Source organism: Gillisia xinjiangensis, from assembly GCF_046298265.1.
GTDB classification, from domain to species: Bacteria; Bacteroidota; Bacteroidia; order Flavobacteriales; family Flavobacteriaceae; genus Gillisia; species Gillisia xinjiangensis.
Map to the genome: position 1 here is coordinate 92605 of NZ_JBKAHK010000008.1, position 18475 is coordinate 111079.

The 18475-nt window shown below is 36.3% G+C and carries 17 protein-coding genes; 9 read left to right on the forward strand and 8 right to left on the reverse strand.

Annotated features, from left to right (window positions below):
- Positions 1–25: 25 nt before the first annotated feature.
- Together carB and rpmH are read right to left on the reverse strand one after the other, a co-directional pair.
- Positions 26–2878: a carbamoyl-phosphate synthase large subunit gene (gene carB, locus ACKGJN_RS13800; RefSeq protein WP_409540134.1), complete on the reverse strand. Its 2853-nt coding sequence runs from the start codon at positions 2876–2878 to the stop codon at positions 26–28.
- A gap of 104 nt (positions 2879–2982) precedes the next feature.
- On the reverse strand, positions 2983–3141 hold the full coding sequence (gene rpmH / locus ACKGJN_RS13805; RefSeq protein WP_006990417.1) for a 50S ribosomal protein L34: 159 nt from the start codon (positions 3139–3141) through the stop codon (positions 2983–2985).
- Positions 3142–3306: 165 nt separating this feature from the next.
- Between rpmH and ACKGJN_RS13810 the strand changes: the two genes are divergently transcribed.
- Both ACKGJN_RS13810 and ACKGJN_RS13815 read left to right on the forward strand, forming a co-directional pair.
- Positions 3307–3822, forward strand: a complete 516-nt coding sequence (locus ACKGJN_RS13810; protein WP_409540135.1) for a tetratricopeptide repeat protein — start codon at positions 3307–3309, stop codon at positions 3820–3822.
- 136 nt (positions 3823–3958) lie between these two features.
- Complete coding sequence (locus ACKGJN_RS13815) at positions 3959–4669, forward strand: TlpA family protein disulfide reductase (RefSeq protein WP_409540136.1); 711 nt, start codon at positions 3959–3961, stop codon at positions 4667–4669.
- 123 nt (positions 4670–4792) lie between these two features.
- On the opposite strand, the gene ACKGJN_RS13820 is transcribed toward ACKGJN_RS13815, so the two are convergent.
- Positions 4793–5737, reverse strand: a complete 945-nt coding sequence (locus tag ACKGJN_RS13820) for a lytic transglycosylase domain-containing protein (RefSeq protein WP_409540137.1) — start codon at positions 5735–5737, stop codon at positions 4793–4795.
- Positions 5738–5757: 20 nt separating this feature from the next.
- Entirely contained in the window at positions 5758–6438 is a 681-nt protein-coding gene (locus ACKGJN_RS13825; RefSeq protein ID WP_409540138.1) for an alpha/beta fold hydrolase, read from the reverse strand.
- Between the two features lie 630 nt (positions 6439–7068).
- Between ACKGJN_RS13825 and ACKGJN_RS13830 the strand changes: the two genes are divergently transcribed.
- Positions 7069–7371 carry a GNAT family N-acetyltransferase gene (locus ACKGJN_RS13830; protein WP_409540139.1) on the forward strand — a complete coding sequence of 101 codons (303 nt, stop codon included), beginning with the start codon at positions 7069–7071 and terminating at the stop codon, positions 7369–7371.
- Here the strand turns inward: ACKGJN_RS13830 and mtaB are convergent.
- From mtaB to ACKGJN_RS13845, 3 genes are all read right to left on the reverse strand, one after another.
- Positions 7368–8702, reverse strand: coding sequence for a tRNA (N(6)-L-threonylcarbamoyladenosine(37)-C(2))-methylthiotransferase MtaB (gene mtaB / locus ACKGJN_RS13835; protein WP_409540140.1), 1335 nt, complete (start codon positions 8700–8702; stop codon positions 7368–7370). The genes ACKGJN_RS13830 and mtaB overlap by 4 nt on opposite strands.
- 170 nt (positions 8703–8872) lie before the next feature.
- On the reverse strand, positions 8873–10045 hold the full coding sequence (locus ACKGJN_RS13840; protein WP_409540141.1) for a GlmU family protein: 1173 nt from the start codon (positions 10043–10045) through the stop codon (positions 8873–8875).
- A gap of 142 nt (positions 10046–10187) precedes the next feature.
- On the reverse strand, positions 10188–10439 hold the full coding sequence (locus ACKGJN_RS13845; RefSeq protein WP_040506746.1) for a type B 50S ribosomal protein L31: 252 nt from the start codon (positions 10437–10439) through the stop codon (positions 10188–10190).
- A gap of 177 nt (positions 10440–10616) precedes the next feature.
- Here ACKGJN_RS13845 and ACKGJN_RS13850 point away from each other — a divergent pair, with 177 nt between their 5' ends.
- Genes ACKGJN_RS13850 through ACKGJN_RS13865 form a run of 4 tightly spaced genes read left to right on the forward strand, consistent with a single transcriptional unit; the run spans position 10617 to position 15724 of the window.
- Positions 10617–11150, forward strand: a complete 534-nt coding sequence (locus ACKGJN_RS13850) for a DUF4199 domain-containing protein (protein WP_409540142.1) — start codon at positions 10617–10619, stop codon at positions 11148–11150.
- Positions 11151–11153: 3 nt separating this feature from the next.
- Positions 11154–12113, forward strand: coding sequence for a glycosyltransferase family 2 protein (locus ACKGJN_RS13855; RefSeq protein WP_409540143.1), 960 nt, complete (start codon positions 11154–11156; stop codon positions 12111–12113).
- A 46-nt stretch (positions 12114–12159) separates the two neighbouring features.
- Positions 12160–13890 carry a phospho-sugar mutase gene (locus tag ACKGJN_RS13860; protein ID WP_409540144.1) on the forward strand — a complete coding sequence of 577 codons (1731 nt, stop codon included), beginning with the start codon at positions 12160–12162 and terminating at the stop codon, positions 13888–13890.
- 10 nt (positions 13891–13900) lie between these two features.
- On the forward strand, positions 13901–15724 hold the full coding sequence (locus ACKGJN_RS13865) for an ABC transporter ATP-binding protein (RefSeq protein ID WP_409540145.1): 1824 nt from the start codon (positions 13901–13903) through the stop codon (positions 15722–15724).
- Between the two features lie 116 nt (positions 15725–15840).
- On the opposite strand, the gene ACKGJN_RS13870 is transcribed toward ACKGJN_RS13865, so the two are convergent.
- The gene (locus ACKGJN_RS13870; RefSeq protein WP_409540146.1) at positions 15841–16791 is read right to left on the reverse strand and encodes a DUF4382 domain-containing protein; all 951 of its coding nucleotides are present in this window, start codon (positions 16789–16791) and stop codon (positions 15841–15843) included.
- 526 nt (positions 16792–17317) lie between these two features.
- Between ACKGJN_RS13870 and ACKGJN_RS13875 the strand changes: the two genes are divergently transcribed.
- Both ACKGJN_RS13875 and ACKGJN_RS13880 read left to right on the forward strand, forming a co-directional pair.
- A complete protein-coding gene (locus ACKGJN_RS13875; protein WP_409540147.1) occupies positions 17318–17863 on the forward strand; it encodes an RNA polymerase sigma factor in 546 nt (181 codons plus the stop codon).
- A gap of 32 nt (positions 17864–17895) precedes the next feature.
- On the forward strand, positions 17896–18423 hold the full coding sequence (locus ACKGJN_RS13880; RefSeq protein ID WP_409540148.1) for a hypothetical protein: 528 nt from the start codon (positions 17896–17898) through the stop codon (positions 18421–18423).
- Positions 18424–18475 lie beyond the last annotated feature (52 nt).

An 18475-nucleotide genomic window follows, 5' to 3' on the forward strand; every position in this document is an offset into this window, starting at 1 on the left:
TGTTGTTTAAAAATAAAATTTAAAACTATTTGCTCAAATACATTTTTCTTCTTGAGTACAGATCATAAAAGGCATCGTCTCTAAGGCTGTCAATAAATAGAATGCTTTCTCCCGTACTTTTCATTTCAGGCCCTAACTGCTTGTTAACCTTATGGAATTTATCAAAAGAAAATACCGGCTGCTTGATAGCGTAGCCTTTTAACTGCGGATTAAATTTAAAGTCGGTAACCTTATTTTCACCCAACATAACCTTGGTAGCATAATTCACATAGGGTTCTCCGTAAGCTTTGGCTATAAAAGGCACTGTACGTGAAGCACGGGGATTGGCTTCAATGATGTACACCTTATCATCCTTAATGGCAAACTGAATATTGATTAGCCCCACGGTATTTAGTGCTATTGCAATTTTATTGGTATGATCTATTATTTGTTGCATTACAAGGTTTCCTAAATTAAAAGGGGGAAGTAATGCATTGGAATCTCCGGAATGAATTCCACAAGGCTCAATATGCTCCATGATTCCAATGATATAGACATTTTCGCCATCGCAAATCGCATCGGCTTCTGCTTCGATAGCACCATCCAGATAGTGATCCAACAGGAGTTTATTGTTTGGAATAGACCTAAGGAGATCTATTACGTGAGCTTCCAGTTCATTTTTATTGATTACAATTTTCATTCCCTGGCCTCCCAAAACATAGGACGGCCTAACCAGGATAGGAAAATCCAGTTTTTCGGCAACTGCCAGTGCTTCGTCGGCTGTTTCGGCTACGCCAAATTCAGGGAATGGAATATTGTTGGCTTCCAGTAATTTTGAGAAGCTTCCTCTGTCTTCGGCTAAATCCAACGATTTAAAGCTGGTTCCCATAATCCTTATTCCGTAACGATCGAGTTTTTCAGCCAGTTTCAGTGCTGTTTGTCCTCCAAGTTGAACGATTACCCCAACCGGGTTTTCGTGACGAATAATATCATAAATATGTTCCCAGAAAACCGGCTCAAAATAGAGCTTATCTGCGACATCAAAATCGGTAGAAACCGTTTCGGGGTTACAATTGATCATAATGGTTTCGTATCCACATTCCGAAGCAGCCAAAACCCCATGAACACAGCTGTAATCAAATTCGATCCCCTGACCAATCCTATTGGGACCGGAACCTAAAACCACAATTTTTTTCTTATCGGTTACCTTGCTTTCATTAGCCACGTAGCGCTTTCCATCGGCAGTTTCAATCTCTGCTTCAAAGGTGGAATAATAATAAGGTGTTTCCGCTTTAAACTCGGCAGCACAGGTGTCTACCAATTTGAATATCCTGTTAATATTTAGTTCATCCCGTCGGTTATAAACCTCACTTTCCAAACATTTCAGCATATAAGCAATCTGCCTGTCTGCAAATCCTTTTTGCTTAGCCTCAAGCATCAGGTCTTTTGGCAATGTTTTTATATCATATTTTGAAATTTCTACTTCAAGGGCATAGAGTTCCTCGTATTGTTTCAGGAACCACATATCGATTTTTGTTATTTCGTGAATTCTACTAAGCGGAATTCCTGCCTGAACAGCATCATAGATAACAAAAACTCTATCCCAGCTGGCAAAGGTTAATTTTTCAATGATCTGGTCATATTTCGTCTCCCCTTTACCATCGGCACCAAGTCCATTACGTTTTATTTCAAGCGACTGGGTAGCTTTATGAAGGGCTTCCTGAAAAGATCTTCCAATTCCCATCACTTCCCCTACAGATTTCATTTGAAGCCCAAGGGTACGGTCACTTCCTTCAAATTTGTCAAAATTCCATCTCGGGATCTTCACAATTACGTAATCCAGGGTTGGCTCAAATAAAGCGGAAGTAGTTTTGGTTATTTGATTTTCAAGTTCATCAAGGGTAAATCCAATAGCCAGTTTAGAGGCTATTTTTGCGATTGGATATCCAGTGGCTTTCGATGCCAAAGCTGAAGATCGTGAAGTCCGCGGATTAATTTCGACGGCAATTATATCTTCTTTATCATCCGGACTTACTGCGAACTGAACATTACAGCCACCAGAAAAATCGCCAATACTACGCATCATTTTTATAGCCATATCGCGCATTCTCTGGTAGGCGGTATCGCTAAGCGTCATTGCAGGAGCTACGGTAATAGAATCACCCGTATGAATTCCCATTGGATCCATATTTTCAATGGAACAAATAATAACAACATTATCATTCTTATCCCGAAGCAGTTCGAGTTCATATTCTTTCCAGCCTAACAATGCCTTATCAATAAGAACCTCGTGAATAGGGGAAGCTTCCAGCCCCATAGTGAGCAATTCATTAAAATCTTCTGCCCGGTGAACAAAAGACGCACCACTACCACCTAGTGTGAAAGAAGCACGAATTACTAAAGGAAAACCAAATTCCTGAGCAACTTCTTTTCCTTGTAAATAAGAAGTTACAGTTTTTGCAGGAGCAACAGGAATCCCAATCCTTCCCATGAGTTGTTTAAATTTCTCACGATCTTCAGTAATATTGATAGCATCTATATCTACCCCTATCAATTTTACTCCAAAATCTTTCCAAATCCCCTTTTCATCAGCTTCAATACAAAGGTTTAATGCCGTTTGACCTCCCATAGTTGGAAGCACCGCATCTATATTTGGATGATTTTTAAGAATGGTAATAAGCGACTTGGTAGTAAGTGGAAGAAGATACACATGATCGGCCATTGTAGGATCGGTCATGATAGTAGCCGGGTTGGAATTTATAAGAATAGTTTCTATTCCCTCTTCCCGCAAGGATTTTAAGGATTGTGCACCGGCATAATCAAATTCACAGGCCTGTCCAATAACTATCGGACCTGAACCGATTATTAAAATTGTTTTAAGTTGTGTGTTTTTAGGCATTTTAACAAGGTTATTTATGATTTTATAAAAATAGGAAGCTGTTGGGTATAAAAAAAGGCGTTACTTAAAAAAGTAACACCTCGTTATTTGGAAACTAATTTTCACTAGTGTTTATGTCTAGTTTCAGAAGATACCGATAATTTTTTTCTGCCTTTAGCTCTTCTTCTAGCTAACACTTTTCTTCCGTTCACACTTGCCATGCGCTCTCTGAAACCGTGCTTGTTTTTTCTTTTTCTCTTAGATGGTTGAAACGTTCTTTTCATTTTAATTATCTTTAATTCTTCAGTAGAAACCTTAGTTAAATTAGTTTTAATTCTTTCCTTAAAACTGCGGGCAAATATACAAAGACTTTTATGTACTGCAAAACCTAAATAAAAATAATTTGTAATTGTTTTTATTAACTTTGCGGGCTTAAAATAAAAGCCAATATGTTCAACAAAAATATCAAATTAGTTTTAGCAGGAATTATAATAGCAGTTGCTATTTGGCAATTTTTCCTTGGTAACATTGGGAATGGGATCATGTACATCCTTCTTTCCCTTATATTTATATTCCTGTATTTTAAAAATGAAATAATTTTATTGGCATTTTTAAGGCTGAGAAAACAGGATTTTCCCGGTGCAAAAAAATGGCTTGATAAAATAAAAAACCCGGAAGCGGCACTTACAAGGAAACAACAAGGCTATTTTTGGTACCTTCATGGTCTAATGCTTTCACAAACCAACATTACAAAAGCAGAGAAACATTTCAAAAAAGCCATCAAATTAGGTTTGGCAATGGATCAGGATCTTGCAATGGCTAAACTTAATTTGGCCGGGATTGCAATGACCAAAAGACGTAAAAGGGAAGCTCAAATTCTTCTAACAGAAGCAAAAAAACTTGACAAACACGGAATGCTAAAAGAGCAAATCACGATGATGAAACAACAAATGAAGAAGATATAAACTCCTTCATTTTTTAAATTCCTATGCCTTAGGTTCATCAATGTACTTAAACTAATATCCAAGCGCTTTAACGAATAGTTTTCTTTAGGGGGTTCTTGTTGTCTAAATTTGTATTTACAATGATGTAATACAAAATATGGTAAGACTTTTACCCCTACTAATTATCTTACTTTCCCTTTCTAATCCTGTTTTCGGTCAAACAGATGATACCCGTTTGTTCTTTTCTGAAGCACTTGCCGCCCACTTACCAAAATACGATCAAAACGCAAAAGCTGCCTATTATAAAAGAGATTATAAGAAGGCAAACCGACTCTTTGATTCACTTATTGAACATGGGTTGAAGGGTAGTTATATGGATAACTTCAAATTCAATAACCTAAACAAAAAGGAAAGTTTACTGTACGGTTTTAAAAAACCTATGTATTTGATAACTTATGCTTCCTGGTGTGTTACATCGGAAGGTGAAATTCCTGCAATCAATCAACTGGCCACCAAATACAGCGATAAAATAGATTTTGTGATCCTGTTTTGGGACGATCATAAAACCACAAAGAAAATGGCCAAATTATACAATGAACATTTAAAAGTGCTTTATGTGAATGAAATGAACAATCAAGATTCTTACGTAATTAGCAAATTGAAACATTCTCTTGGGCTTCCTACCACATTTTTAATAGATGGGAACAAAAAAATATTGGATATAAGACGTGGCGTTACACATCCCTACGGAAAGAGTTTTGAGGAATCCTTTGATATGAATTATAGTTCTATTTTTGACGGGATCGCCAATCACTTACTTGAATCTAATAATTATAATGCAGAAAGGGAAACCGTAGCTTTGAACTAAGTATTTCCCTTGTTTTTGGAGTGCTTTTATTATCCTGATATTTGTTGAAATTCCGAATATTTCTTCCTTTAATATTCCTTGTCCACTGGGTTTGTCCAGTTGAAATTGATTTCTTTTCAAATATTAGTTACCAACCGGATAAATTCCCTTTTTTGGAATTTCAATTTCATACATTTTACCAGATTTATTATTAAGATGAGCTTCCCGAAGCCAGGGATTATGAATTTTTAAAATCTTATAATTAATATCTAACTTTTGTGCAAAGGCAGCAAAATTTGAAACTGGCGTATCTACTTTCACTGTGGTTGTTTCAATATGGGAATAAAGGTCTTCCTGTGAAAAGTTAAACCCATATTTTTTCGGGTTTTTCATAATTTCCTTTAAGGCAATAATTCTAAAAACGTATCTGCCTGTTTCCTCACCAAGTAAAAGATCATAGTAATTATTTACTTCCTGCCGCTCCAGCTGCCTTAAAACACCTGTATTACCTGCATTATAAGCGGCGGCCGCCATTGTCCAGCTTCCAAATCGCTCTTTAGACTTTAAAAGATACTCACAAGCCACTCTGGTAGATTTCTCTATATGATAGCGCTCATCTACATTTCCATTAATTTCCAGTTTATAATCTTTTCCTGTTCCCTCCATAATTTGCCAAAACCCTACTGCACGCGCAGGGGAAACAGCCTGAGTCAACCCGCTTTCTATAACCGCCAAATATTTAAAATCATCCGGAACTCCATATTCCTTCAAAATAGGCTCAATCACCGGGAAGTATTTATTGGCTCTTTTAAGCAACAGCAACGCATTGGACTGCCAATAGGTATTGACCAGCAATTCTCTATCCATACGCTCATAAACATCCGGATCCTCAATGGGAACAAGTTCGCCTCCAAAATTCAGATTTTCAGGCATTGGCAATGCATAAATATTATAGTCTCGCGTTACCTTTTCCACCTTTTCTTCAGTAATATCTTTATCTGTATTTGGGCCTTCCTGCACAGCCTGGATGCTTACCGCTAAAACAGCAATAAGTCCAACGCTCATCAACAAAACTTTTAAAATTTTCATGTTTTTATTTTTTATTATGTTTAACTAAGTTTTCCGTTGATAATAATTCCAGGTAAATGTTTATTGAACCATTTATATCTATTTATTATCATAATGTGGGTGCCACCTTTTACTGTAATACAGCCTTTTATATATTTATAGGGGAAAATCTCATCCATATCTCCGTGAATGTGAACAATACCTTCAATAGGTTTATCACAATCCCAAAGCACCATATTTTTTATAGCCCAATCCAAATATTTGGTGTTTCTAACAGATATATATTTTTTATAAAGCTGAGCTCTTTTGGTTATATAATCTCCAACGGCAATCTTTTCAAGCTGGTCAACGTAATCTACTAAACTAGTGGGAATAAGCTTGAAGAAACCAGTATTCCCTGCATACTTCATTCTTCGGGGAAGTTCATCCCTGCATTTTACACTTGAAATAATAATAAGTCGCTTTAATTCCAAATATTTACTCATCTCCTGAACAATAATACCGCCAAAAGAAACACCAATAAGAACTATATGATCATGTTTTATGTATCGATTCATCCTTTGCGCATAATGTACCAGAGACTCATCAGTAGTTGGAATTATCCATTCCAGCAAATGAATTTCAAACTGCTCCTCCGGCAATTTAATATATTCAAAAATAGATGAGTTCGCAGCCAATCCTGGCATAAAATAAACGTGGGTAATTTGCGTGTTATTCGGCATTCAAACTGGGATATTACTCTAAAAGATCAAATTTTATTAAAATTCAACTTCAAAATTACTGATATTTTTCCCTCTTATGCTATCAGGACAGTTAAAAAACACTCCGAAAAAGGCGCGTTTTTAAGGATGGATAGGGAAAGTAAAAAAATCTAACAGGAAAATTAACATTCCTTTGTAAATCAGATGATCTTTGAACGGTAACTCGTACAAATTTTGCAAAATCAAAAACCCGGGGCAAGCCCAAAAGATATGAATTGACAAATATTTTTAAAAATTCGGAGCAAGCCTCGGCGATTTAGACCCTCAATGAGGGATTAAAATCTTATCTTTACAGGATAGTGATAAATTCTTTCTGAATTGTTTAATGATCTTTATAATCTAAAATAGAGAAAAAACAAAAACTAAAGTCTCAGGAATGCCAATATCAATTACCAGGAGTAAGCTCAAAATATACGTAAAAGGAAAAAATATCCAGATCATTGGGGAATGAAATTCAAATCTGAAATGATTTTAATTTACGGCTTTTTTCTGAATAAACAGGACTCTTCTGGAACAGGAAAAAATAATATTTTAATTTAATAGCCTTCATTTTTATTTGGAAAGGAAAAGTTGAACTAAATTTTAAAGACGATGAATGATGTAGAGATTGTAATTACCAACAATGAGTTTTTAAGACAGTTTGAGGCTGTCATACAAAATGAATTGATCACGGTGGAATATTCCCAGCAGGAGCGAAAAATATTCCTTACAAAGTTAAGGATGCCAGATCCTTTAAAAGATGAAGGATACTTAGAGCCATTTTTGGAAAAATTATTAGGCCAAATCAAAGAAGGTACCGACAGGGTTGTGCCAACAAGTCCTGAAATTGCCACATTTATTAGAAAGCACAGAAGGAAGTATAAAGACCTCTTACCTGTAGGAATAAATATTTAAACCGCGATAGAAGAGTTTTTGTAGTTGAAACGCACCAACCCGTCTTCATCTATTTTTTCGAGTTCAATATCATGCAGGGTATTAACAAGTTCAGGATTCCAGGGAGTTTTTACCTTAACATAATTCTCTGTGAATCCGTGGATGAAACCAGCCTTGTTTTCACCTTCAAAAAGAACGATATGGGAAGTCCCTAACTGACTTTCATAAAAAGCCCTGCGCTTTTTTGCCGAAAGTCCTCTGAGCATTTTGCTTCGTTTCTTTCGTACCCTCACCGGAACTATTTCCGGCATTTCTGCTGCAGCCGTATTTTCCCGTTCAGAATAGGCAAATACGTGTAGATAAGAAATATCGAGTTCGTTTAAGAAATTATAAGTTTCTAAAAAGTTTTCTTCCGTTTCTCCCGGAAAACCAACAATAACATCCACACCTATACAGGCATTGGGCATCACCGCTTTTATTTGAGTCACCCTGTCAATATACAATTCCTTCATATACCGGCGCTTCATCGCTTTCAGGATCTCGTTGGAGCCACTTTGCAAGGGGATATGAAAGTGAGGAACAAACGAATTGCTTTGGGCTACAAAATCAATTGTTTCATTTTTTAAAAGATTCGGTTCTATTGAAGAAATTCGCAAACGCTCGATTCCGGTAACTTTATCCAATGCTTTTACCAGATCTAAAAAAGTATGTTCATGTTTTTTATTCCCAAATTCCCCTTTTCCATAATCTCCAATATTCACTCCCGTGAGCACGATTTCCTTAATACCTTTTGCCGAAATTTCGGAAGCGTTCTTTAAAACGTTCTCCAGTTTATCACTTCTGGAAATCCCTCTTGCCAAAGGAATGGTACAATAAGTACATTTATAATCACAACCGTCCTGAACTTTTAAAAACGCCCGGGTCCTGTCTCCAAAAGAGTAGGCACTAACATAAAAATTGGCTTCTGAGATTTCACAGGAATGGATTTCAGCAAATTCAGATTTGGTAAGATCGTTTAAATAATCGGTGATCTTGAATTTTTCTGAAGCACCCAAAACCAGATCTACACCATCAACATCGGCTAATTCTTCGGGTTTTAACTGAGCATAACAGCCAATGGCAATTACAAAAGCATCCTCATTTGCTTTTTGGGCATGTTTTACGATAGTTTTAAAACGCTTATCGGCATTCTCGGTGACGGAACAGGTATTGATCACATAAATATCGGCATGTTCAGAAAAATCAACCCGTTGAAAACCTTCCTCTTTAAAAGAACGCGCGATGGTGGATGTTTCAGAAAAATTGAGCTTACAGCCCAGAGTATAAAAAGCCACTTTTTTAGGATTGCTCATCACCTTATTTATTTAAAATTATGCCTGAAATTAGGGCTTGCAAATATACCCACTTTTATCGGGTTATTAAAATGGCCTGAAGTATAGATAACCCGAAAAAGATATTTCGAACTTTATAAAAGCTCTTGCAGAGAATAATCGCCTTAAAATTTATGATCTTTAAATAGAATTTAGTCTTTCCTCCACTTTTTGGTCTCATCAAAAACCTGTTCTAAAATTGCCTTATCATCATTGGTGAACTCGATATTCCTTCGTTTCATAACAACTTCAGCCACTTCAAAAGCTTTAATGGTTTTGTAAGTCGTAATTCCGCCGCTTCCTCCCCAACTAAAACTGGGAATAAAATTGCGGGGAAATCCGCTTCCGAAGATATTTGCACTTACACCAATTACAGTTCCGGTGTTGAACATGGTATTGATCCCGCATTTGCTATGATCTCCCATCATCAATCCACAAAACTGCAAGCCTGTTCTGGCAAAACCTTCCGATTCATAATCCCAAAGCCTAACTTCAGCATAATTGTTTTTTAGGTTGGAAGTGTTTGTGTCGGCACCAAGATTACACCATTCCCCAATGACCGAATTACCAAGAAAACCATCATGTCCTTTGTTGGAATAAGCGAAAATCACCGAATTATTAACCTCTCCCCCAACCTTCGAGAATGGACCCACAGTAGTTGGTCCGTAAATTTTGGATCCCATTTTTAAAACAGAATTCTCACAAAGTGCGAATGGTCCACGTACCATGCAACCTTCCATCACCTCTGCATCTGCTCCAATATAAATTGGTCCTTCGGAAGCATTTAAAATAGAAAATTCAACTTTCGCTCCTTTTTCTATGAAAATATTTTCAGCTGAAAGAACATTGTTAGAGGTTGAAATAGGTTCGCTATCACGGTTTTTGGTGATCAAATCAAAATCGGCAGCAATCGCTTCCCCATTTTTTGAAAAAATATCCCAGGTGTTTTCCAGTTGAAAAACATCTCCCTGTAATTCAAGTTGTGTAAAGTTGTCAAAATCGACCTCCTGATCTTCAAGAGTGAAAAAAGCGACGATTTCGTCTCCATGAAATATAGCCTGATGCGCTTCAAGATCTTCAATTTGGGCCAAAAATTCAGGCGTAGGAAGATATGAAGCATTGATCATTATATTCTCAGGCATTTCAACCATAGGCCATTTTGGAGATAAATAATCTTCGGTAACCGTTGAAGTGGTCGTCATTAAAAGCCTTTCCCACTTCTCGCGAATAGTGAGAATACCAACTCTAATATCTGCAACAGGGCGGGTAAAAGTAAAAGGAAGCAACTGCTTTCTTACCGATCCATCAAATAAAATATAATTCATATTAATATAGTTATGAGGTAAAGGTACGAGGAAAATAAAAATAGTATTAAGCGCCAGGGCTCACAATTTTTCAAAACAAAAAGGATATAAAAACCAAAAGCCCTCATTTCTGAAGGCTTTGATATTTTTAAAAACAAGAAGATTATTTCTTGAATTTAGCGTATTTGTTTTTGAATTTATCAATCCTACCTGCGGTATCCAGTAATTTGGATTTTCCAGTGTAGAAAGGATGAGAGGTTCTTGAGATTTCCATTTTAACCAATGGATACTCTGTACCTTCAACTTCTATAGTTTCTTTAGTATTTGCGGTAGATTTAGTAATAAATACCTCCTCGTTGGACATATCTTTAAATGCTACCAATCTATAATTTTCCGGATGGATTCCCTGCTTCATCGCTTTATTCTTTAAAATCGTGTTCGTTTTTCGAGTGGCAAATTTAAGCAATTTTAATAAATATCAAACTAATTATGCCCTAAATTTTAAAAGACTTCAATTTACACTTAAAATTCGCCGGTATGTAACGTTTTCCTATATTTGTTAACTAACTGGCATAACCAATCAATTGATAAAATGAAAAAATCTTTACAATCTGTTATTGTTCCTTACGGACTTACTTTAGGTGTAATTTCTATTTTAATCACAGTATTAATCTATGCATTAAACCTTGAATTGTTTACCAAATGGTATATCACTCTTATTAATTTAGCGATTGTTCTTGTTATAGGCATCATGGCCGTGAAACAGGTTAAAGCCATTGATCCTGAGCCATTCTTTTCCTTTAAAAGTGCATTTTCTGCCTTTTTCTTCACCGTTCTCCTTGGCTCGTTTATTTCAATAGTTTTTACAGGTATCCTCTTTAACTTCATAGATTCAGAAGCTGCTAAATATGTGCAGGAAATGACCCTGGAAGCAAGTCGTGAAATGATGGAAAATTTTGGAGCTCAACAGGCACAAATAGATGCTGCGATTGCGCAACAGGAAGGGAATAACCCTTTTGGATGGAAAAATTTATTTATGGGATTTGCTTTTTCCATAGTTCTTTACGCAATCTTGTCTTTAATAATAGCCGCAATCTTTAAGGAAAAAGATCCAAACAGAGCATAATTTATGCAGTTATCCATAGTTATTCCTCTTTTAAACGAGGAAGAATCTTTACCGGAATTATATAATTGGATTGTATCTGTGATGCAATCCAATTCCTATTCCTATGAAATAATTTTTATTGATGATGGCAGTACTGATGATTCCTGGAACACCATCTCAAATTTAGCATTAAAAGATCCGGCTGTAAAAGGGATTAAATTCAACAGGAATTATGGAAAATCCCAGGCACTTCATGCGGGTTTTCTTGCTTCTAACGGTGATGTTGTAATTACCATGGATGCAGATTTGCAGGATAATCCCGAGGAAATCCCCGAATTGTATGATCTGATAAAAAAGGAAAATTACGACCTGATCTCCGGCTGGAAGAAAAAGCGATATGATTCGGTATTATCCAAGAATCTACCATCAAAACTATTTAACGCTGCAGCCCGGAAAACCTCCGGAGTAAAACTTCACGATTTTAATTGTGGGCTTAAAGCCTATAATAAAACTGTTATTAAAAATATTGATGTGTACGGAGAAATGCATCGCTATATTCCGGTATTGGCTAAAAATGCGGGTTTTGTAAAAATAGGAGAAAAAGAAGTAAAGCATCAGGCCCGGAAATATGGCAAAACCAAATTTGGAATGGAACGTTTTATAAATGGCTTTCTGGATCTTATTAGTATCTGGTTTTTGTCCAAATTCGGAAAAAGACCAATGCACCTTTTTGGTGCCCTGGGTGTACTAATGTTCTTTTTTGGATTTATTGCCGCCACCTGGATAGGACTTTCCAAACTTTATAAAATGTATCATAACCAACCCAATATCCTCGTAACGGATAATCCCTGGTTTTACATCGCCCTAATCCTTATGGTAATAGGAACCCAGTTTTTCCTTGCGGGATTCCTTGGAGAGCTCATCTTAAGAAGTAAACGGGAAAAAGATCGGTATTTGATTAGCAAAACAACAGGGATAAATTAATCACTCCCGGCATAAAATTCTTATTTTTGTTTCTAAAATTTTAGTAATGTCAAAAATAAAACCTGAGATACTTACCAAAGCCAAAGCGTGGCTTTCTGATACCTTCGACAAGGAAACACGTGAAAGAGTTCAATATCTTATAGATAACAACCCAAAAGAACTGGAAGAAAGTTTTTATAAGAACACTTCATTTGGTACCGGGGGAATGCGCGATATTATGGGAGTTGGGCCAAACAGGATCAACAAATACACCCTCGGAAAAAACACTCAGGGAATTTCAAACATACTGAAACAGGAATTTAAAGGAGAAGATCTAAAAGTTGTGATCGCTTACGATTGCCGGAAAAACAGTAAGGAACTTGCTCAAATAGTCGCTGATGTGTTTTCTGCCAATAAAATCAAGGTGTTTCTGTTTTCAGAGCTGCGTTCTACTCCGGAGCTTTCTTTTGCGGTAAAATATTTGGATTGCCACTGCGGAATCGTGCTTACTGCGAGTCACAATCCACCGGAATATAATGGTTATAAGGTTTACTGGCAGGATGGAGGACAATTGGTGCCACCTCAGGACAAAATGATCATCCGGGAAATAGAAAAGCTTGACTATACCGAGATCAAATTTGAAGCAAACAAAGAACTCATAGAATTTATAGATAAAAAAGTTGATAATGCTTTTATTGAAGCTTCAGTTAAAAATGGAAGTTTTGACACTTCTTCAGCAGCAAAAGATAATCTTAAGATCGTTTTCACTTCCCTTCATGGAACTGCCTCAACTGTTAATCCGCATGTTCTTGCTAAAGCTGGTTACAGAAACGTATTTACCGTGAAGGAACAGGATGAACCGGATGGAAATTTTCCCACGGTAAAATCACCCAATCCTGAAGAACCTGAAGCCCTGAAAATGGCGATGGAACTTGCTATTGAAAAAGATGCAGATATTGTAATTGGAACCGATCCCGATGGCGATCGCCTTGGGGTTGCCGTGAGAAACCTAAACAATAACCTCATACTTCTCAATGGAAACCAGACCATGGTAGTGATGAGTTGGTTTTTGCTGGAGCAATGGAAAAAAGAAGGAAAATTGAATAAAAATTCCTTCGTGGCCTCAACGATTGTTTCCACTCCGATGCTTAAAAATATCACCGAAAGTTATGCTGCTCAATACCACGAAGTTCTTACCGGTTTTAAATGGATCGCAAAATTGATAAAAGACCACCCGGAACTGGATTTTGTTGGGGGTGGTGAAGAAAGTTTTGGATATATGGTAGGCGATTTTGTGAGAGATAAAGATGCAGCCACCGCTACCCTACTTGCCTGCGAAATTGCGGCCCAAATGAAAGCCAACGGAAGTTCCTTTTATGAAAAGCTTCTTGAACTTTATACCGAATTTGGATTGTACCGGGAAGAACTTATTTCATTGGTAAAAAAGGGAATGGACGGGGAATCACAGATAAAACAAATGATGGTGGATTTAAGAGAAAATCCGCTTTCTGAAATCAACGGGGAAAAAATTGTATTAATAGAGGATTATCAATCTTCTGAATCAAAAAATCTTCAGGATCATACCAAATACAGCCTGGATATTCCAAAATCCAATGTGTTGATCTATTATACGGAAGAGGGCACTAAAATCGCGGCACGACCTAGTGGTACAGAACCTAAGATCAAATTCTACATCAGTGTAAACAGTGATTTAAACTCCATTGAAGAATTTGAAGAAACCAGCCAGCAATTGAAGGAAAAAATAGTAAAAATAAAATCTGATCTACACCTGGATTAATTAAAATCAAATGACATATTTCAGAAAAATCCTTGAGTACGCAAGACCTTACAAGCGTTTTGCTTTACTTAATATCATTTGCAATATATTTTATGCCCTGTTTAGCACCTTATCTTTTATCGCACTTATCCCTGTAATAGACATTTTATTCGATAAAAGTAAGCGTGTAGTTAAAAAACCCGAGTGGGAAGGTATTACCGGAGTTAAGGACTTTACGATAGATTATTTTAATTATAATGTAAGTCAGCGGGTAGCTGAAGATGAAGTCTCTGCCCTTATCTTCATTTGCGCAATTATAGTTTCATTGTTTTTTCTGAAAAATCTCTTTGGTTATCTTGCTGCATTTTTCATCACTTTTCTTCGGAATGGTGTTCTGCGGGATGTGCGCGATTCGGTTTACAAAAAGATCCTTGAATTACCGATCTCTTATTTTTCTGAAAAGAAAAAAGGAGATACTATTTCCAGGATTACTGCAGATGTAAACGAAGTTCAAACTTCGTTTTTATCTATCCTGGAGCTTATTGTACGAGAGCCATTGACCATTATTTTTACCATTATTGCAATGTTGTTGATCAGTGCGAAACTCACCATTTTTGTATTTATATTTCTACCAATCTCGGGATTTATAATATCTGTAATCGGAAAGAAGCTTAAATCCCAATCCAGCAGAGCTCAGGAAGAAAACGGGCATTTCTTATCCATTGTGGAAGAAACTCTTTCGAGTTTAAAAATAATCAAGGGGTTTAACGCGGAGGGCAAGTTTCAGGAAAAATTCCAGGATTCCACAAATAAGCTGAATACCATCCTAAACAGCCTGATTAACCGGCAAAACCTTGCCTCCCCTGCCAGTGAATTCCTTGGGATTTTTGTAATTGTCATAATCTTATGGTTTGGAGGAAATATGGTACTGGTAGAAGGAACTTTAAATGCTGCAGCATTTATTGCATTTTTAGGACTGGCTTATAACATACTTACTCCTGCCAAGCAAATCTCAAAAGCAACCTACAGCGTTAAAAAAGGGAACGCAGCAGCAGAGCGGATCATAGAAGTTTTGGAAACCCCTTCCAACCTTACCGATGCTGAAAATGCTATTATAATTAAGGATTTTGAGAAGGAAGTAGAAATTGAAAATATCAGCTTCAAATATGAAGATGAACTGGTACTGAAAAACTTTAGCCTTAAAGTTCCAAAGGGAAGCACAGTGGCCCTTGTAGGGCAATCTGGAAGTGGGAAATCTACTATTGCAAATTTGGTTACCAGGTTTTACGATGTAAATGAAGGAACAATTAAAATAGACGGAACAGATATTCGGCAAATCACCAAACATTCCTTAAGAAGTTTGATGGGATTGGTAACCCAGGATTCTATTTTGTTTAATGATACTGTAAAAAACAATGTTTCCCTTGGAAAAGTAACCGCCACGAATGAGGAAGTTATAGATGCTTTAAAAATTGCGAATGCGTGGGAATTTGTAAAAGATCTTCCCAAAGGCATGGAAACCAACATAGGAGACAGTGGAAATAAACTAAGCGGCGGCCAGAAACAGCGACTCTCCATTGCCCGGGCAGTGCTTAAAAATCCACCGATAATGATTCTGGATGAGGCCACATCAGCACTGGATACTGAAAGTGAAAAGCTGGTACAAAAGGCACTGGAAAATATGATGAAGAACAGGACCTCCATTGTAATTGCACACAGGCTCTCTACCATTCAAAATGCAGATATGATAGTAGTCATGCATAGGGGAGAAATTGTAGAGCAGGGAAAACATGAGAAATTAATTAACCATAATGGGACTTATAGAAAGCTGGTTGAAATGCAATCTTTTGATTAAATTAAATAAACAAAATTAACCCTGACAGGGTTTTAAATTTTTGAATTTTGAACAAAATAAAACAGGCTGCCCTTATAAAAGGACAACCTGTTTTTTACACCTAATTCAAAAAAACCTTACAGACTTAATAATCCGGCAAGAACTACTTCCACGGTAATTTCAGCATTAGCTTCTACAGAAATTTCCTGTAAATCTATTGCTGTGGCGGAACTGGCATCCAGCATACCCTCTAATTCCTTGCTACCATTGCTGTTTGTGTCAGAAAACGAAGCGAAATGAAGTTCATACTCCCCTTCTTCAATAAAGTGAAGTTCAAAATCCCCACTGGCTTTATTCACAGATGAACTGCTGACCGCATTGGAAAACCCAACATTATTTTCACTTCCAGACTCAGATACGGTATAAGTTCCTTTTTTATACACAAATGCAACCATAGTTTCGGCATCACTGCTATTCATATTTGAAACTGACCCCGTAATGATTCCTGTTTCCAGGGAATTTACGGACCTTATACTGTTTCCAAGTTCAGTTGCACTCACAAATTTATAATCTCCGGTACCTTCACCTTCAACGATTGCTTTTCTTAAATCGAAATCCAGTACAATTTCATTGTTTTCTACTGCCTGTATATCTACATTATCAGTAATTTCAATGATTCCGGAGGTAGCAACAAGAGCCTTTTTCTCACCATCAGCTGTTAGAATGTAATTCCCGGGGGCTTCTCCGGAGGCATCAGATTCATTATCCAGAACCAAGGTTATCTCAGAGGTAGTTCCACTTTCCAATTCAAGATTTCCTAATAATTCTGAATTGCCATTCTGCAAACTACTTATGTTTACAGTAGTTTTTTGAAAACCTTCGATAGATTTCCCGTTGACATTCACATCAGAAATTGTGATAAAAGCCGCCTGCACATTTGCATTATCTATTGGCGCATCGGTAATAGATACCTTTGTGTTGTAGCCTTCCGTATTTTCCGGTGTTCCCTGATCATCTTTTGAACAGGAATAAACAAGGCTTAAACATACTAACGCTAATCCTGTGTTGAAAAAATTTTTAAACTTCATAAAATTGAATTTCTCGCCATTAATTTAGACGAACGATTAATATTACTATTAGATTATAGGTATCAAAACGATATGGAAAGATGGGTATTGCCCAATGTTTTATCCTTTAGGATAGTTTAACGGGATATGAATCAATTTAAGAAGATATTACAGTTTTGCCAAATTGGTGGTTTTGGGTTGTGGGCTTTTTGAATTTTGAATCTCGCCTGGTTCAAAAATTCACACAAAAAAATGGATGAAGTAGGTTCATCCATTTTTAAAACATTTTTCATCGTGGGGACAATGAAAAACAGCCGATTCAATTTTAATTACTTGGGGCAAAAAAAGATCAAATCATTTTTGATACTCAAATATAATATTAAAATTGGTTTTACCAAAATAAAAATGCTTTTTATCTTATTTTTATGTATTTCATCTTGATTAAAACCTTTAATTCCTACAAAATTCCTACAAAAATGCAAGTGTAATTTTCGGAATTGCATTAAACTTTTCAATAACTTTAACAGCTTAATTCTAAAACATACCATTGAAAAAGGAGGACTCCTTATTGCTTGAGAATTTAAAAAACCCCTCTACCAGGAACGAGGCCTTTAAGGAACTTCTTTCCTGCTACAAGGAGCGCCTGTATTGGCATATAAGGAATATGGCCAAGGATCATGAGGACACCGATGATATTTTACAGAACACCTTTATTAAAATCTACCGGAACATTGAAAAATTCAAAGGAGAAAGCCAGCTTTACTCCTGGATGTACCGTATCGCCACCAATGAAACCATAACTTTTCTCAATCTCAAAGCTAAAAGATTACAAATTGATTCCATAGAACTGCAAAGCCATCTTATCGATAATTTAGAAAGTGATGTATATTTTGAAGGAAGTGTAATTCAGTTAAAATTGCAACAGGCAATTGCAACACTCCCGCAAAAACAACAACAGGTATTTAATATGAAATACTTCGAGGAATTAAAATACCGTGAGATGGCAGAAATACTGGAAACCAGTGAAGGAGCTTTAAAAGCATCTTACCACATAGCCGCAAAAAAAATTGAAGAATTTCTAAAGAAGGATTAAACCATTCTAAAAAAAATAAGTCAAAGTAGCAAATGGAAAAGAATAAATTTACATTTAATCCAAAATCAGGCTTTAAAGTCCCCGAAAATTATTTCGAGGATTTTGAATCGAATGTGCTGGATTCGTTATCACTGGAACCAGAAATGTTGAAAACCATTGAGAAGGATTCCGGCTTTAAAGTTCCGTTGGATTATTTTGAAACTTTAGAAAATAATATCTATGCTAGAATAGAAAATTCTAAATCGAAAGGAAGAGTTATTCCTATGTACAGGAAAAGAAAACTTTTTTATTATGTTGCAGTTGCCGCTATATTCGTTGGATTGATTTCAACCTTACTTTTCAACCCTGTACAGGAAAATTCTTTTAATTCTATCGAATTGTCCGCGATTGAAGCATATATGGACTCAGGGAATATGGATTTCAATTACAATGAAATTTCTTCTATCATATATGAAGAAGATTATGTTTTTGATAATATAACTAAATCCAATTTAAGTGATGATGCAGTTTTTGAATATTTAAAAGAAAATATGGAAGATCCTTCCATCATCCTGGAATAACTGGCACGAAATTGGAATTACTCCTTAAATGGGAGAACAACTGAAATAAAAT

Excerpts from the sequence above, each read along its gene's own strand:
- carB (WP_409540134.1), bottom strand. The coding sequence starts at position 2,878 with ATGCCTAAAAACACACAACTTAAAACAATTTTAATAATCGGTTCAGGT.
- rpmH (WP_006990417.1), bottom strand. The coding sequence starts at position 3,141 with ATGAAAAGAACGTTTCAACCATCTAAGAGAAAAAGAAAAAACAAGCAC.
- ACKGJN_RS13810 (WP_409540135.1), top strand. The coding sequence starts at position 3,307 with ATGTTCAACAAAAATATCAAATTAGTTTTAGCAGGAATTATAATAGCA.
- ACKGJN_RS13815 (WP_409540136.1), top strand. The coding sequence starts at position 3,959 with ATGGTAAGACTTTTACCCCTACTAATTATCTTACTTTCCCTTTCTAAT.
- ACKGJN_RS13820 (WP_409540137.1), bottom strand. The coding sequence starts at position 5,737 with ATGAAAATTTTAAAAGTTTTGTTGATGAGCGTTGGACTTATTGCTGTT.
- ACKGJN_RS13825 (WP_409540138.1), bottom strand. The coding sequence starts at position 6,438 with ATGCCGAATAACACGCAAATTACCCACGTTTATTTTATGCCAGGATTG.
- ACKGJN_RS13830 (WP_409540139.1), top strand. The coding sequence starts at position 7,069 with ATGAATGATGTAGAGATTGTAATTACCAACAATGAGTTTTTAAGACAG.
- mtaB (WP_409540140.1), bottom strand. The coding sequence starts at position 8,702 with ATGAGCAATCCTAAAAAAGTGGCTTTTTATACTCTGGGCTGTAAGCTC.
- ACKGJN_RS13840 (WP_409540141.1), bottom strand. The coding sequence starts at position 10,045 with ATGAATTATATTTTATTTGATGGATCGGTAAGAAAGCAGTTGCTTCCT.
- ACKGJN_RS13845 (WP_040506746.1), bottom strand. The coding sequence starts at position 10,439 with ATGAAGCAGGGAATCCATCCGGAAAATTATAGATTGGTAGCATTTAAA.
- ACKGJN_RS13850 (WP_409540142.1), top strand. The coding sequence starts at position 10,617 with ATGAAAAAATCTTTACAATCTGTTATTGTTCCTTACGGACTTACTTTA.
- ACKGJN_RS13855 (WP_409540143.1), top strand. The coding sequence starts at position 11,154 with ATGCAGTTATCCATAGTTATTCCTCTTTTAAACGAGGAAGAATCTTTA.
- ACKGJN_RS13860 (WP_409540144.1), top strand. The coding sequence starts at position 12,160 with ATGTCAAAAATAAAACCTGAGATACTTACCAAAGCCAAAGCGTGGCTT.
- ACKGJN_RS13865 (WP_409540145.1), top strand. The coding sequence starts at position 13,901 with ATGACATATTTCAGAAAAATCCTTGAGTACGCAAGACCTTACAAGCGT.
- ACKGJN_RS13870 (WP_409540146.1), bottom strand. The coding sequence starts at position 16,791 with ATGAAGTTTAAAAATTTTTTCAACACAGGATTAGCGTTAGTATGTTTA.
- ACKGJN_RS13880 (WP_409540148.1), top strand. The coding sequence starts at position 17,896 with ATGGAAAAGAATAAATTTACATTTAATCCAAAATCAGGCTTTAAAGTC.